Origin of the sequence: Streptomyces albidus (ex Kaewkla and Franco 2022) (assembly GCF_013870515.1) — a bacterium.
GTDB lineage: Bacteria > Actinomycetota > Actinomycetes > Streptomycetales > Streptomycetaceae > Streptomyces > Streptomyces albidus.
The window spans coordinates 74,273-88,474 of the sequence record NZ_JACBXA010000003.1 but is presented as its reverse complement, the minus strand read 5'-3'; the positions used below and the strand labels follow the sequence as shown (position 1 = coordinate 88,474).

Here is a 14,202-nt window from a genome sequence, read left to right as displayed (position 1 = left end):
CAACGGGTTTGTTTCGAAGGCTCCGTGGCCGGGATGCCGCCAGGACCATCACTTCGCGCAGCAAGAGACGCCGCGCGCCGGCTGCGTCCACCCGGGATGCGACTGACCGCCCCTCAAGGTGACCCGGCCTTCACGCGCTTCCCCGTGCCCCCAACCGGCCGATTGCGGCGTCCGGCAGCAACAACGTGAAGGTGGTGCCGTAGCCGGGTTCTGATGTCACCGTGATCTCGCCCCCCATCGCCCGCACTATCGAAGCGGCGATGGCGAGGCCCAACCCGCTGCCGGAGTTACCGGATTCGGTCTGCGACATCTGCGAACGGTAGAAGCGGTCGAAGACGCACGGCAGTTCATCGGACGGGATGCCCTTCCCGTCGTCACTCACCTCGATGGCCACCATCTTCTCCCGCACGCCTGCCCACAGTTGGATCCGTGCGTCCTCACCCGCGTGCTGGACGGCGTTCGTCACCAGGTTGGACAGCACCTGCAGCAGCCGATCCCGGTCGGCGAACACCTGAAGGTCGGGGGAGACTTCGACGTTCGACTCGCGCAGCCCGACCTGGAGCCCGCGCAACAGGGCCTCCTGCAGCACGAGTTCGACCTCGACCGGCTCCGAGGCGAGAGGCAGCCCCTCGTCAAGCCGGGCAAGGAGCAACAGTTCCTGGACGATGCGCCCCATACGGTCCAACTCGGCGTCCGCGAGGGCAAGTGACTGCCGCTCCTCGTCCTGGTCCAACGCGGGGGAGAGGAGGTCGAGTTGCCCCTTGGCGATGGTGAGCGGAGTGCGCAGTTCGTGGGAGGCGTCGGAGACGAAGCGCCGTTGGGCCCCCACAGTCTGCTCCAGCCGGGTCAACATCCGGTTGAAGGCGGCGGCCAGCCGGCCCACCTCGTCATGCGGGCCGTCCTCCACCGCACGCCAAGACAGGTCCCCACCGTTGACGGCATCGACCCCCCTGGCGAGCCGGGACATCGGGCGAAGCGTCCGGCGCACCGTTGTGAGCGTGACCACGGCGGCGAACAACAACCCGACAAGGCTCGCCCCTCCGACCGTGAGGAACAGGTTGCTCCACGTTCTTGTCGACTGCGTCTGCTCGGCGACGACCACGAGGGTTCCGACATGGCGGCCAGCGGCCTCGAGCGGGACCGTCCGTGCGAGGAAGCTGGACCGCTCACCGCCCAACTCCCACCACCGCGACTCCGTTGCGGACAGCAGAGCGTCGGCATCAGGGACCTGCTTCAGCGACAGGCCGCCGGTCGTGGTCAGGACCTCGCCCCGCCCGGCGCGGACCGCCACGACCTGATCGCCGGGGGAGGCCTGAGCCGCGAGCCACCGACGCGACTCGTCGGCAAGCTCGTCGGACTGAGCGAGGCTGCGGGCCGGCCCACGCTCGAACGACTGCGCCACGGCATCCACACGCCGCTCGAGTTCGGAGTGCAGTTGCGCGCGGGTGACTTGAAGCGTGATCGCGACGACGACCATCAGGGCAGCCGCAGCGACCAGCGTATTGATGGCAGCGAGCCGCCACGACAGGGGCGCGGCGGGTGCGCGGCGCCGCGCGGCGCCCTCGTCCCCGCGGTGCGCAGGAGTGGGCAGCTGCTTGGTGTGTCCGCCTCCTCGAGCTTCCTCGAGATCGGCGGCGCCGGTGAGCGCACGTCCGGGCGACCCGTTCAACGCGCCGCGGAGAGCGTTGCTCAGTTCCTGAGCGCTCTGCTGACGATCGTCAGGACGCGGGGCCATGGCCCGCTGGATCACCGCGTGGACCGGCACCGGAATGGCGGCGACCTCGTGATCGGGCTGAGCAGCCTCAGGCTCGGCGAGCATGCCACCGGCAGAGGATGCGCCGGCGACCTCACGAGGCAATTCGCCGGTCAGCATCCGGTGGAGGACCACGCCCAGGGAGTAGATGTCGGAGCGGGCGTCCATCTGCTCGCCCGCGGCCTGTTCGGGGGCGCAGTAGGCGAGTGTCCCCAAGACGGGGTCGCTGATGGGACTTGGACCTGCCGCCATCGCGCTGCCGAAGTCGATCACCCTGAGATGTCCGGCCGCGGTGAGGACGAGGTTGGCCGGCTTGATGTCGCCGTGGACCAAGCCGCGTTGGTGGGCTTCGTCCAGGGCGGCGCAGACCCGGATGGCGATCTTCATCGCGTACTCGGGGGAGAGGACGGTCTGTTCGCGAAGGAGTTCCTGCAGGGTACGGCCGGAGACGAACTCCATCACGATGAAATGCTGGCCGTCCTCCACCCCGGCGTCGAAGACCGTCGCTACACCGGGATGATCGACAGCAGCCCCGTAGGACGCCTCACGTTGAAATCTGCGGACGAAGCCTTCATTCGCAGCCAGTTCAGGCTTGAGGAGCTTTATGGCGACGGGGCGGTCGAGCACTTCATCGGTGCCGCGGTAGACCCGTGCCATGCCCCCCGTATCGATCAGACCGTCGACCCGGTAGCGGCCCGCCAGGAGGCGACCGGGAGTTGCGGCACGCGCCCCGGAGGTGAGGCTCGGTGCGGTCTCCAGCTCCCGGATCGCACCATCGGTCGTCAAGGCGCCGTCGTCAGCGGCGATGTCGCCGCCAGGCCCGACCCGGCTCACCCGTCTTCTCCCGACGAGTCGTCATCGCCGCCGCCCTTGCCGGAACGGTCTCCGTCGTCACTACCGGAATCGTCTCCGCCGTGCCCCCGCCCGTGTCCGCTGCTGTCCTCGCCGCTCCCGTCGTCGTCTCCGCCGCGTCCGCGGCCCCGGCCACGCCCGCTGTCGTCGTCGTAGTCCGCGACGTCGCCGTCCTCCACCTTCCGCTCGACCTTCTCCGTGTCGTCGCCGGGCTCCGGCGACGGGGTGGCCACCGGCCGGTCCTCTCGCAACTGGATCCCCGGAAGGTCGCGCCCCGGAGGCGGTGCGGGCCGGCCGATGCCCATGACCACTGCGGTCAGAATCAGTGCCGCTGCGGCGAACGCCGCTGCCGCCGTCTTCATCGCTTCGCCTCCTCGGGAGGTTCGTCGGTGGCGTTGCTCATGCCGCTGCCGACGGCAGGTTCCGTAAAGCGGCCGGCGGCGCGTTCGGTGCCGTTCGTCGTCTCCGGGGTGACGAACCGGTAGCCGCGGCCACGGACGGTCTCCACGAACGCGGGCCCGATCTTCCGTCGCAGCGCGGCGACATACACCTCGACCACATTGGACTTGGGATCGAAGTCGACCTCCCAGACCGTTTGCAGGAGCTGGCGGCGTGACAGCACCATCCCCGCGTGCCGGACGAAGGTTGCGAGCAACGTGAGTTCACGGCTGGACAGATCCACTTCGCGCCCGTCCAGCACCGCGCGGTGCGTGAGCAGGTCGACCGTCAGCGGGCCGGCTTTCAGAGCGGTGCTCGCCTCGTCCCGGAGCCGCAGCCGCGCACGAATGCGGGCCGCCAGCTCATCCATCGAGAACGGCTTGGTCACATAGTCGTCGGCACCGGCGTCCAGCCCGTTCACCTTGGAACCGGCGTCGTCGAGAGCGGTGAGGGCGATGACCGGCAGCCGGGGCCGCAGCGACCGGATCTCAGCGAGTACCTGCAGACCGCCCATGCTCGGCAGGACGAGATCGAGCAGGACAAGGGCGACCTCGAGCTTTCGCAGGACCTCGAGCCCGGACGGGCCGTCGTGGGTCGAGGTCACGACGAACCCCCGCGCGCCCAGCCCGTGTTCCACGATCGACCTGATTCGCGGATCGTCCTCGATCAGCAGGATATGGGGCACATCAATCCCCTTCTCGTACCGCTTGGACCTCGATCACCGATCCCACCTACCGCGGCGCGGTGGTCGCCATCTTCCGTCCACTCGGCTTGAGAAATCCAGAGCGGCCGGAATCCCCGTGCCCCGCCCGGGAAATGTCCGTCCGTTCGGAACGGCGGCGCCGCGCCACCGAGGGAGTCGACGACGGCGCCACCCGACACCCGGCTCGTCACGGTCAAGCCGGCCGCGCCAAGGTCCCGACGGCGCCGCACGGCCCGCATACCGCCGACGACATGCCCAACGGCCCGTACCGCCGGGCGGTGGGGACCTGGTTCAGCCGCCCCTGTGGTCGTTCGTCTTCGGCCCATGCATCAGTTGTCGCGTCCCAGCCTGAAGTCACCGTGAGCCCAACATGAGGATTTCTTCAGGCTCCACGACTCGCGCCGCCCGCAGTTCGCTCGCGTTCGGCAAGAAGAGCCGGTCAGGGACTCCAACCCGCGCTCCGAGCTTGGGAATCACGGGGTGTTCGGTGCTCTGAGTGCTTGCTGCCTGTGTGTCCCCGTCCCTGGCCGCTGAGGCCGTTGCCACTGATTTCAGGTCCGGACGTCAGGGGCCCTCAGCGCCGTTCTTGGTCGTTGCACTGTGCTTCTCGATGGCAGCTCCATCGGCGGGCGGGACCGTGCCGGCGCTGATCTCGTCTTGGGTGCCGGCGTCCGCCGCCCGGTTCGGCAGCTTCGCCGCGACGAGGACCGTCACCAGGGCCAGGGCGGTCGCGACGCCGAAGGCCAGCTTCATCCCGCTCACCTGTGCGGGCACTGCGGCGACGCCGTCGGCGATCAGGTGGCTGGAGCGTGCGGACATCACGGTCACCACGAGCGCCGTCCCGAACGCTGCGGCGACCTGCTGCAACGTCCCGAGCATCGAGCTGCCGTGCGAGTACAGGTGCGGGGGAAGCCCGCCCAGGCCGAGCGTGAAGACCGGGGTGAACGTCGCCGCCAGGCTGACCATCAGCAGCGCGTGCAGTCCCAGCACCTGCCAGTACGGCATCGTCATCGAGATCTGGGTGAACCCGGCGAGAGCGAGCATCGTGGAGATCGAGCCGGGCAGCACCAGCGGCCGACTGCCGAACCGGTCGAAGATCTTTCCGACGGTCGGCCCCAGCACGCCCATGGCCAGTCCGCCCGGCATGACCAGCAGGCCGGTCTCCAGCGGGCTGAGGCCGCGCAGGTTCTGCAGGTACAGCGGCAGCAGGATCATCGATCCGAGCATCGCCAGGAACCCGACGGACATCAGGAGCAGGGACAGGGTGTAGGTGCGGTGGCCGAGGATGCGCATGTCCATCAGAGGCACACCCGTGCGTTGCAGCCTGAGCTGGCGGATCACGAAGATCGCGATCGCCGCGACCCCGGCGACGACGGTCCCGATACCGAGCCCGACCCTGCCGTCGCTGTCGCCCAAGAGACTCAGGCCGTACACCAGGCCTCCGAAGCCGAACGCCGCCACGCCCACGCTGAGCCAGTCGATGGAGCTCACCTGCGGCTCGCTGATGTCGTCCATCTTGCGCAGCCCGAAGAAGGTCACCAGAGCCGCGATCGGCAGGACGACCACGAACAGCAGTCGCCAGGAGCCGACCTGCAGGATCAGCCCGGACACGGCGGGTCCGAGCGCGGGCGCCACCGAGATCGCCAGGCTGACGTTGCCCATCACCCGGCCGCGGTCATGCTCGGGCACCACGATCATCAACGAGGTCATCAGCAGGGGCAACATCACGGCCGTGCCGGCGGCCTGCACGATCCGGCCCAGCAGCAGCACCTCGAAGGACGGCGCGACGGCTGACAGGACGGTGCCCGCGAGGAAGACGCCCATCGCTGTCGCGTAGGCCTGGCGGGTGGTGACCCGCTGCAGGAACCATCCGGTGACCGGGATCACAGCGGCCATGGTGAGCATGAACGCGGTGGTCACCCACTGCGCCGACTGCTCGGTGATGCGCAACGAGTCCATCAACCGCGGAATCGCGTTGATCATGATGGTCTCGTTGAGGATCACCACGAACGTGGCCAGCACCAGCAGCCGCACCACCGTCGGTGTGCGGCCCGCCTGTACGGCCGGTCGTTCTTGGATCGCAGCTGACATGGGGGCACCTCGTTGGGGTTCCAGGGTCACAATCGCCTTGCAGCCAAGGGCCGTCGGCACGGACGTGGGTGGTGGCACCGGTGAAGACCGGCACGCTTGGCAGAACTCATCGGTCAGCCCGAATGTTCCGTACTCATATTCGGGCGAGCGCTTCGGGTTCAGCGCCCGCGTGGTCGAGATCGACGCGCGGAGGGCAGCCGCTGGAACGGCAGACGATCCTCCGCGCCGCGGACCCTTCACCTCGCAGAAGGGAGGGCCACGAGACGGGACGGTCAACTGCCTGTCCGGGGGCCCGTCGCTGTCACAGTCACTGCCACATGGCGTCGCTCACCGATCCCAGGCTGGTGCCGGACAGGCGGCGGTGCAGGGTCATGGCCTGGTCCTCGGTCAGGGACGCGACGTGGTCGGCCGCGGCACGCAGAGGGTCGCCGTGGAGGTCGAGTTCCTCGGCCCGGTCAGTGGGTAGGAGCCGAGGGGATTCGTAGGTCCAGCGCAGCAGTTCGGAGACGATGCGCTGCTTTCCGTGCTGCTGGGTGGCGAGCGCCGGGCGGTCGATGACGTAGCACCAGACCAGTTCCTTGAGCAGGTCGCAAGCGGCCCGGCGCTCGGCTGGGACGACGAGGCGGGCGCCGTAGCGGATCGCTGCCGGGCCGTCGACAGCCAGCTCGATGTCGCGAGTGAAGTGGTCGATCAGCTTGGCGGTCCGGGCGTTGACGGCGACGTCGTCGTCGTGGCGGCCTGCGTACGGACCCGGGACCGACAGGGCTTTGGCGATGTCGGCCAGGAGGTGCAGCGCCTCGTCCCGGTCGAAAGCATCACCGTCGCGGCGGCGCTTGGCCTCCACATAGTCCAGGAAGCGTTGCGTCTCGCGCTCGGTGTCGCCGCCGGCTGCTCCGGGGGAGGGCAGGAGCGCGGCCAGCGGGATCAACCCGGTGCGATAGAAGTCCTCCACGTCGTGGCAGGCGTAGGTGACGTCGTCGGCCCAGTCCATCAGCTGTTCCTCGACCGGCACCGCGTCGTCGCTGCGGCCCGCCCTCACCCACGCGAACGCCTCGCGATCGACCGCGTAGACACCCCATTTCGAGTGCCGTGCGGGATCGACGTCGAGCGGGGTGCGTTCCCATGGGTATTTCGTCGCTGCGTCCAGGCAGGCCCGGGTCAAGTGCAGCCCGCGGTGCCCCGGGTACTTGTGGGCGGCGAGGAAGGTGAGGAGATGCAGCGTCTGGGCGTTGCCCTCGAAGCTGTCGAGCACCCCGCCCGCGAAGTGCAGTTCGTCCATCGTCACTCGCAGCGCTGTCTCGCCGGCGTGGCCGAAGGGCGGGTGTCCGATGTCGTGCGCCATGCAAGCCGCCTCGACCAGCGCCGGGTTGGGGCCGCCGTAGCGTCGCTCGAGGCGCTCGGCCATCCGCCGTCCCAGCTGGGCGACCTTCATCGAGTGGGTCAACCTGGTGTGGTAGGCGCCGAGTTCTCCGCTGGCGACGACCTGGCTCTTGCCCGCGAGCGCACGCCACTGGGTGGAGTACAGGATCCGGTCCACGTCGTGCTCGAATCCCGACCGCTGTCCGTCGTCTGCCACCTTTCGGCGCAGGGAGTGTTGTTCCAGGTCGTCATCGCTGTAGTGAGCCGGTCGCATGACGGGATCGTAGTGCCGTGACCGGGAGCGTTCACCTCATTATGTGTTCGCTGGGCCCGCCGTCGTGCGGCCTTCCACGGTGGGAGCGGTCATGCCAGAGACGTCAGCGGGGGGCTGCGGCTGCCACCGGTCGCAGAGCGGGCGGATCGCTCAACAGGCTCGCAGCCCGTCGCGCAGGTCTACCAGGCGGCTGCTTGGAGCACATCGAGAGCGATGTCTTGGACCGGCCGACCGTCGGTCGGGATACGGACGCTGTCCCCAGGAGCCTGCTGGCTCAGATGCCGTGCCATCCGATCAGACAGTGCTCCGTTCCCCTCGCCTGCAGCACAGCGGACACCTCCCATGCGACGGTCGTCTTCCCGACGCCCGCACCACCGCCGATGAGCAACAGCTCGTATGTAGTCATGGCTCGCCAGGCTGGCAGAGCCATGACTGCCACGGCATGTGGATTGGGACGTCAGACGCTCGCTCCAACTGCCTCGGTGGACATCTCTGTCCGACCAGGCACTCGGGACCGGAGGGCAGTCGGGGCCGCGGTGGAGATCACGGCGCTGGGATCAGGGCGGTGGGATCACGAATGCTGGCGTGCGAAAAGCTCCAAGTGCCCGCAGCTGGGGCAGCGGTGAGCCTCGACCTGCCAGCGCTGGCGGCCCATGCGCTTGGCACCGCCGAGTATGCCGCGCTCCAGCGGACCGGCGATCCACCGCGCGTACCCGCGGGAGTGTTCTCCTGCATCCTCGATGAAACCCGGCTCGAGACCGGTCGTGGCGCACTGGGTGCAACTCATGTTGTCCATCGGGGGAGTTTAGAAGGACGGCCCTCGTCCCACGGCTCCGGGCAGGGTTCAGGGACCACCTCCTGGCAGCAGGTGGAGTGAGCCGCAGGAACCTCCACAGCCAACCAGCCCGGGCGGCTCCCGGGAATCAGGAGAACCGTCCCAACTCCGCTGGCCGCACTGCGAGTTGGGCGTGCAGCCGAAGGAAGTGCCACCGGATCGGTCCAGCCCCGCAACGCTGGTGCGACGTGGTCGACGGTCCCAGGGTGGTGCTGCCCTAGAACGTCCTACAGCGGCAGTCCGCCAGCGGTCCACGAACGCCGAGCGGCACTAACTGCCGCAGTGGGGGCACTGGATGTCGTGTCCGCCCGCGGCAAGTCCTTTGCCGTCGAACCCGCTTGGAACCAGGACCATCTGAAGCCGTCCGCAGGAGCAGCGGCTCCAGACCACGACGCCCTCGCTGGTGGTGTGCAGGGAAACGATGGTGTTCGCGTTGGTGTTCATGGCAGCAGGATGACCCCGCACGACCGTTGCGGTCTATTGCACGTTTTGCTGGTGGTGTGTGCAAAATGCTTTCATGATTGACCTGCGCAGGCTTCACATGCTCCGCGTGGTGCGCCAGCAGGGCACGGTCACCGCGGCCGCCGAAGCCCTGCACCTGACCCCGTCCGCGGTCTCCCACCACATGCGCGAACTCGCGCGCGAGCTCAAGGTCCCGCTCCTGGAGCCGCAGGGCCGCGGCGTCCGGCTGACCCCGGCGGGGCGCCTGCTCGTCGACCACGCCGACGCGCTGCTGGCCCGGTGGGAGGAGGCGCAGGCAGAACTGGAGTCCCACCGGGCGGGCATGACCGGACCGCTGCGCATCGCTGGCTTCACCACCGCGATCAGCGGCCTGATCGCCCCGGCCGCCGGGCGGTTGCGGCGCAGCCATCCCGAACTCCTGGTGCAGGTGCGGGAGTGCGACACCGAGAAGAGCATGGACCTGCTGGTGGCGGGCGAGGTGGATCTGGCGGTCGTGGAACCCATCGAGGGCGGACCGCCGCCGGATGACGCGCGGTTCGAGCAGAGCCTCCTGCTGGAGGAGCCGCACATCCTGCTGGTGGCCGCCGACCATCCGTTGGCGCGGGCGGTGTCGGTGCGGCTGGAGGACGCGGCGGCCGAGGACTGGATCGTCGCCGACCCGGGCACCTGCGACCACGCTCAGCGGGTACGGGTGCTGTGCGCGGCGGCCGGGTTCTCGCCGCGGATCGTGCATGGCGCCACGCACTGGTCGGCGGTCTGGTCGCTGGTCGGGAACGGGCTGGGCGTCTCGCTGATTCCGCGGCTGGCGGAGGGGCCGGCGGGCCAGGCGGTGGTGCGGGTGCCGGTGTCGAGCGAGAACATGCCGACGCGGCGGATCCTCATCTGCGTACGCCGCGGCAGCCGTCGGAGCCCGCTCATCGACCTCGGGATACGGGCGCTGGAAGAAGCGGTGCGTGAGCACCAGACCATGGACGACTGGCCCGAATCTGCCTGACGGCACACCCGGCTACGGCGTGCCGAGCGCATCGAGATCGAAGCCGCGATCAGAGACCGATGAGCCGGGGACGGCGGCGGCATCCGCCCGCAGGCGGCGGCTAGCGCGGTGAGTGCCAGCCGAGATAGACCCACGGCCAGTGATCGAAGCCACTGCCCGGGTCGGGTCTGACGGCGGTCACGGATTCCGCGGCCACGTACAGCCGGCCTTCGTGGACGGTGCGTTCGCCTTTCGCGTAGACCTTGTCAGGACTCCAGACCGGATAGGTCGCCGGAGCATTCCCGAGAGCCGTACTGGGCTTGCGTGTAGCGGGCATGGTCAGCACTCCTCGCCGGGGATTCAGCCTGCCCCGTTGCAGTCGGTTCCGTCATCAGCGGTTGGTACGGGAGTCGCGCGGGTTGAGCGTCAGGACTTCGGGCCAGGGGGCGACGGGGTTGCCTTCGCCTTGTCGACCGCGGCATTCAGCTGCTCCCGCACGGCCTTGGGCAACGGGTCCCCCTGCGCGGTGCCGACCAGGTCGCCGGCCAGGCGGTGCAGCTTGGTGTTGGTGTTCTGAGAGGTCGTGACGAGTGCGTTCCAGGCTCCCTGGGGGCTCAGTCCGAACGTGGCTATCAGCACGCCGCAGGCCTGGTCGATGATCGGCCGGGTCTCCATGGCTCGTCGCAACTGCTCCAATTCGGCGTGCAGACTCTGGTGGCCGTCCTCGTGCAGACCGTCGGGGTGGGGTGCGCCATCGCCGTCCGGGCTGGGATGGACGAACACCACCGGGCTCAGGGCGGACTCCGTCCCCGTGCCGTCGCCGTCCGCCTGCTCGGCCGTCTGCTGGGTGAGCGGCTGCGCGTACGGCGCAGGTTCACACATGGCCTTCTCTCCCCTCCCTGAGGGGCTGGCCTCCTCTCCAAACACACTCGCCAGCCCGCACACGCTCAAATATACATGAACTCCAGTACGTGTTACCTGGTGCGTGAACGCTGGTTAGTTAGAATCAGGCCATGCATGGAGTGCCGGAACCTCACACCGGATGGACGTTTCTGACCAACCACGCACGCGTGTTGGCGACCATCGCCGACGATCAGCACGTCCGTATCCGAGACATCGCCGCACATTGCCGACTGACGGAGCGCGCCGTCCAGAAGATCATTTTCGACCTGGAGCAGGACGGCTACTTGTCCCACACCCGCGAGGGACGCGCCAACACGTACGAGATCGAGCACGACAAAGTGCTGCGCCACCCGGCCGAAGCCGGCCTCACGGTGGCCTCATTGCTGTCCTGGCTCGTCAAGGCCGAAGCCGATCGCAAGACCGCCCGCGTCGACTAGACCCGGCCCCCGGATCCGTGAGATCAGCCGGTGTTCAGGGGCGTTGAGACGGGACTGGTGGGAGGGCGGGCCAGCGAGCGAGCATTCGTCGGCGCATGTCCGCGCTGAGCCTGCTCAGGCCACTCAGGTCGGCGCGGTCGGCAGTCATCCGGCCGACGACACCGAGCCGGTGGACGAGCCGTTGCCGGGCGGTCGCGGTGCCCCACTTCCAGTCCTGGCCCGAGATCCGGGCCAGGTGGTCAGTGGGTCCGCGCTGCGCCCTCTGGACCAGTGCGTCGCCTCTCAGCAGCCAGCCGGCGCACGCGTCGGCCAGATCGCCGTGGAGCTCGGTGCCGGCCGCAGTGCGCCATGCCGTGCGATAGGCGGTCTCCGCCCGGTCCAGCAGCGGTGCGGACGCCGCGGTGACACACCAGCACGTCGGGAAGCCGATGCGCAGGTATGCGAGCTCCATCAGTCCGCTGCCCAAGGATGCCTGTTCGAAGTCGATGAACCTGATCCCGCCGGTGGTGTGCAGGTCATTGCCGGGACACGGATCCCCGTGGAGAAGGGCGTGCCCCGACGCCTGGCCGAGCCGGTGCACGAGGCCGTCGAGCTCGCCGGACATTCCAGGTGCGACAGGAACCTCAAGAGCCTTGGCCAGCCCGAGGAAGGATTCGACGTCGGACGCGTCCGGGCCCTGCCAACGCGGGAGTACTCCGGCGTCCTCCGGGCCCGCAGCGGCATGCAGCCGGGCCAGAGCCGCCGCGTAGCCGACGATCCAGTCGCTGGACGGGCGTCGGTGGTCCAGATACTCCAGGACCAGCACCCGCTCGCCGGGATCAGTGCCCAGCAGCGCGGGCACCACGGGCGCGTCAGCCCGGGCGGCAAGCCGCAGCGCGGCCACCTCGCGGACGTACCGCTCCTCGGCGTCGGGACCGTCGATGATGTGCTTCACCACCGCCGGTGCCCCGGCCAGCTCCACGCGCCACACACGTGAGCGTGGACTGCTGCCCAGACGCCGGGAGCGGCTGGGTGAGCCCAGCACGGCCCGCAGGTCGTCCCCGAACGGCAGCCGCGACCACATGAGTTCATCCTTACAGGCGGGCGAAGACGAGGGGAGTACGCGGGAGTACGCGATGCCGGATCGCCGGCGTCAGCTCAGAAGCCGGTCCGTCCCCGCAGGCAGTGGCGTGATCCGCGAGTGCCCGGTCATCGCCGCCCAGTGGGAGCGGCCGACTCCCGACTTCCCTGCTCCGACCGGGCGTTCACACGGGCAGTCGGCTGGACCGGGTCTGGAACCGTAACGGCGGTTCAGGTGTCCGGCAGGAGAGGAAGTGCCGTCAGCCGAGGGCAGGCCCCTGCTGGCTTCTCCCAGTCCACGGGATGAGCGGGTTTGGGCCGAGTCCGTTCATCGACGAAGGGAACCGATGTGTCGCAGCCGTCGCCCGGCCAGTCGGCCAGTGCGGGAGAACCCGGAGCGTCCGAGGCCACGCCGAGCGTGCAGGCTTCATCGTCCGCCGCCCCGTCTCCAAGTGGCCAGGACATGCAAGGTGTTGGCGGCGGCAACGGCAAGGCGGGCAACGGGAGGGCACGTGCCCTGGTCGCCGCGGCGGTCGCTGTCGCCATAGCTCTCGTAGCCGCTGGCTTCTTCATGGTCTACGGCGACGAGGAGAACGGCAGCGGGAAGGACGCGGCGAGTCAGGGCAGGGAACTCTTCAAGATCAAGGCACCTGAGGTGCCCGCCGGGGAGTCCGGGGTGTTCCTCCGTGGCGCCTGGGTCACCGATGAGATCTACGCCAGGACGACGACCTTCGGCGTCATCGGCGTGGATCCGGAAAGCGGTGAGCGGAAATGGAGACTTCCCCTGGACGGGCTGGTCTGCAATGCCTCGGAACACATCTCCTCGGCCGGCAAGACGGCAGTGCTCATGACGGAGTCCCACAATGCACGGGCGGAGTGCACCAGGCTGGTCGTCTTCGACGTCAACTCCGGCAAGAAGGAGTGGCAGAAGACGATGAGGGCCGGCCAGGCTGCGCCGGACAGCAAGGCCGGTGTGACCATCAGCCAGGACGTTGTGGCGGTCAGGTGGGCCTGGCGGGGCACGGCGGCCTACAAGGTCTCAGACGGCACTCTGCTGTGGAAGGCCAAGAAGGACAGTGAGTGCGTGCACGAAAGTCTCACGGGTGGCGAGGAGTTGACGGCGGTCGTCACCTGCGACCACGTCGTCGCATCCGTCGACTCCAGGGTTCAGAAGCTCGACCCGGAGACGGGGAAGCCGACATGGGAGTTCAGGATTCCCGGCGCGCAGACGTTCGCGCAGGTGGTCTCCAGCGATCCCATGGTCGTCCAGCGTCCTCGCGAACTGATGGTGATCGGAGAGGACCGCGAACTGACGTCCACCATCCCCCTCAAGAAGCACAACCCGGGGTGCCGCACCGACATCGAGTCCTGCCTCAGCGTGGTCGTCGACGACAGATACGTCTACCTGCCCTCCCTGGAGCACAAGTCCGGCAAGGGCTCGTCCACCAACGCCGTTGTGGCCTTCGACCTCGACACGGGCAAGGCCGGCTGGAAGTCGGGCGCCGGCAGGGACCGTCACATCGAGCCCTTGCGGATGGAAGGCGGCAAGCTGATCGCGTACAAGAAGCCGACCTACGACGCGGGCGGTCAGATCGTCGCGATCGATCCTGTTGAGAAGGGCAAGGAGCAAGAGCTCCGCCTGCGGAACCCTGACGACAGGGAGGACGTCGAGCACGGCTTCACAAGGACGACTCACGTGGAACGGCCGCTGTACGAGAACGGCCGGTTGTATCTCCAGTGGTCGACGCTTTCGGACAACTACGAGGACGGTCTCGGGGCCTACGTCAGCGCCGCCTTCGGCCCCAAGTGAGCCCTGTCCGCAACCGGGGCGGCGCAGGGCGTTCCCCGAATCCCGCCCCCTGGCCGGCCCGGGCCTCAAGCCCGAATCCGCCGTCGAACGGCACTTGGTTCACCCCATCTGCCTCCCTCAGCGAACGGACACCCCCGGTCAGGGGCCGAGAGCACTAAGATGGCCGGGACTGGACGGTCGTGCCGCCGAGTGACGGCCAAGATCATTGGCCCACAGAGAGCAGGACCGAACCAGGACCCAACCACATCGCGGG

The 14,202-nt window shown here is 68.7% G+C and carries 14 protein-coding genes; 3 read left to right on the top strand and 11 right to left on the bottom strand.

The genetic code is table 11. From position 1 onward, the window contains the following. Positions 1–130: 130 nt before the first annotated feature. The 8 genes from H5J26_RS01410 to H5J26_RS01375 form a co-directional block, all read right to left on the bottom strand. Positions 131–2,587, bottom strand: a complete 2,457-nt coding sequence (locus H5J26_RS01410; RefSeq protein ID WP_181763774.1) for a protein kinase domain-containing protein — start codon at positions 2,585–2,587, stop codon at positions 131–133. After that, positions 2,584–2,967 carry a hypothetical protein gene (locus H5J26_RS01405; RefSeq protein ID WP_181763773.1) on the bottom strand — a complete coding sequence of 128 codons (384 nt, stop codon included), beginning with the start codon at positions 2,965–2,967 and terminating at the stop codon, positions 2,584–2,586. The genes H5J26_RS01410 and H5J26_RS01405 overlap by 4 nt, the downstream gene beginning before the upstream one ends. Further along, positions 2,964–3,728 carry a response regulator transcription factor gene (locus tag H5J26_RS01400; protein ID WP_181763772.1) on the bottom strand — a complete coding sequence of 255 codons (765 nt, stop codon included), beginning with the start codon at positions 3,726–3,728 and terminating at the stop codon, positions 2,964–2,966. The genes H5J26_RS01405 and H5J26_RS01400 overlap by 4 nt, the downstream gene beginning before the upstream one ends. 582 nt (positions 3,729–4,310) lie before the next feature. Beyond that, positions 4,311–5,837, bottom strand: a complete 1,527-nt coding sequence (locus H5J26_RS01395) for an MDR family MFS transporter (protein WP_181763771.1) — start codon at positions 5,835–5,837, stop codon at positions 4,311–4,313. A gap of 307 nt (positions 5,838–6,144) precedes the next feature. Then, positions 6,145–7,470 (bottom strand): deoxyguanosinetriphosphate triphosphohydrolase family protein, encoded by a 1,326-nt coding sequence (locus H5J26_RS01390; protein WP_210770879.1) that lies wholly within the window; start codon positions 7,468–7,470, stop codon positions 6,145–6,147. A 274-nt stretch (positions 7,471–7,744) separates the two neighbouring features. Then, on the bottom strand, positions 7,745–7,876 hold the full coding sequence (locus H5J26_RS31825) for a hypothetical protein (RefSeq protein ID WP_268932955.1): 132 nt from the start codon (positions 7,874–7,876) through the stop codon (positions 7,745–7,747). A gap of 165 nt (positions 7,877–8,041) precedes the next feature. Further along, a complete protein-coding gene (locus tag H5J26_RS01380; RefSeq protein WP_181763770.1) occupies positions 8,042–8,266 on the bottom strand; it encodes a hypothetical protein in 225 nt (74 codons plus the stop codon). 309 nt (positions 8,267–8,575) lie between these two features. Further along, a complete protein-coding gene (locus tag H5J26_RS01375; RefSeq protein WP_181763769.1) occupies positions 8,576–8,749 on the bottom strand; it encodes a hypothetical protein in 174 nt (57 codons plus the stop codon). Between the two features lie 73 nt (positions 8,750–8,822). Here H5J26_RS01375 and H5J26_RS01370 point away from each other — a divergent pair, with 73 nt between their 5' ends. Further along, positions 8,823–9,761 carry a LysR family transcriptional regulator gene (locus H5J26_RS01370; protein ID WP_235980181.1) on the top strand — a complete coding sequence of 313 codons (939 nt, stop codon included), beginning with the start codon at positions 8,823–8,825 and terminating at the stop codon, positions 9,759–9,761. A gap of 100 nt (positions 9,762–9,861) precedes the next feature. Here H5J26_RS01370 and H5J26_RS01365 read toward each other — a convergent pair whose 3' ends face one another. Continuing rightward, on the bottom strand, positions 9,862–10,077 hold the full coding sequence (locus tag H5J26_RS01365) for a hypothetical protein (protein WP_181763768.1): 216 nt from the start codon (positions 10,075–10,077) through the stop codon (positions 9,862–9,864). Positions 10,078–10,166: 89 nt separating this feature from the next. After that, positions 10,167–10,622 (bottom strand): ANTAR domain-containing protein, encoded by a 456-nt coding sequence (locus tag H5J26_RS32165; RefSeq protein WP_181763767.1) that lies wholly within the window; start codon positions 10,620–10,622, stop codon positions 10,167–10,169. 131 nt (positions 10,623–10,753) lie between these two features. Here H5J26_RS32165 and H5J26_RS01355 point away from each other — a divergent pair, with 131 nt between their 5' ends. Beyond that, entirely contained in the window at positions 10,754–11,080 is a 327-nt protein-coding gene (locus H5J26_RS01355) for a MarR family transcriptional regulator (protein ID WP_181763766.1), read from the top strand. 34 nt (positions 11,081–11,114) lie between these two features. Here H5J26_RS01355 and H5J26_RS01350 read toward each other — a convergent pair whose 3' ends face one another. Continuing rightward, the gene (locus H5J26_RS01350; protein WP_181763765.1) at positions 11,115–12,143 is read right to left on the bottom strand and encodes an aminoglycoside phosphotransferase family protein; all 1,029 of its coding nucleotides are present in this window, start codon (positions 12,141–12,143) and stop codon (positions 11,115–11,117) included. A 459-nt stretch (positions 12,144–12,602) separates the two neighbouring features. Here H5J26_RS01350 and H5J26_RS01345 point away from each other — a divergent pair, with 459 nt between their 5' ends. Next, positions 12,603–13,949, top strand: a complete 1,347-nt coding sequence (locus H5J26_RS01345; protein ID WP_181763764.1) for a PQQ-binding-like beta-propeller repeat protein — start codon at positions 12,603–12,605, stop codon at positions 13,947–13,949. Positions 13,950–14,202 lie beyond the last annotated feature (253 nt).

Excerpts from the sequence above, each read along its gene's own strand:
- H5J26_RS01370 (WP_235980181.1), top strand. The coding sequence starts at position 8,823 with ATGATTGACCTGCGCAGGCTTCACATGCTCCGCGTGGTGCGCCAGCAG.
- H5J26_RS01390 (WP_210770879.1), bottom strand. The coding sequence starts at position 7,470 with ATGCGACCGGCTCACTACAGCGATGACGACCTGGAACAACACTCCCTG.
- H5J26_RS01405 (WP_181763773.1), bottom strand. The coding sequence starts at position 2,967 with ATGAAGACGGCGGCAGCGGCGTTCGCCGCAGCGGCACTGATTCTGACC.
- H5J26_RS01345 (WP_181763764.1), top strand. The coding sequence starts at position 12,603 with ATGCAAGGTGTTGGCGGCGGCAACGGCAAGGCGGGCAACGGGAGGGCA.
- H5J26_RS01375 (WP_181763769.1), bottom strand. The coding sequence starts at position 8,749 with ATGAACACCAACGCGAACACCATCGTTTCCCTGCACACCACCAGCGAG.
- H5J26_RS31825 (WP_268932955.1), bottom strand. The coding sequence starts at position 7,876 with ATGACTACATACGAGCTGTTGCTCATCGGCGGTGGTGCGGGCGTCGGG.
- H5J26_RS01350 (WP_181763765.1), bottom strand. The coding sequence starts at position 12,143 with ATGTGGTCGCGGCTGCCGTTCGGGGACGACCTGCGGGCCGTGCTGGGC.
- H5J26_RS01380 (WP_181763770.1), bottom strand. The coding sequence starts at position 8,266 with ATGGACAACATGAGTTGCACCCAGTGCGCCACGACCGGTCTCGAGCCG.
- H5J26_RS32165 (WP_181763767.1), bottom strand. The coding sequence starts at position 10,622 with ATGTGTGAACCTGCGCCGTACGCGCAGCCGCTCACCCAGCAGACGGCC.
- H5J26_RS01395 (WP_181763771.1), bottom strand. The coding sequence starts at position 5,837 with ATGTCAGCTGCGATCCAAGAACGACCGGCCGTACAGGCGGGCCGCACA.
- H5J26_RS01365 (WP_181763768.1), bottom strand. The coding sequence starts at position 10,077 with ATGCCCGCTACACGCAAGCCCAGTACGGCTCTCGGGAATGCTCCGGCG.
- H5J26_RS01355 (WP_181763766.1), top strand. The coding sequence starts at position 10,754 with ATGCATGGAGTGCCGGAACCTCACACCGGATGGACGTTTCTGACCAAC.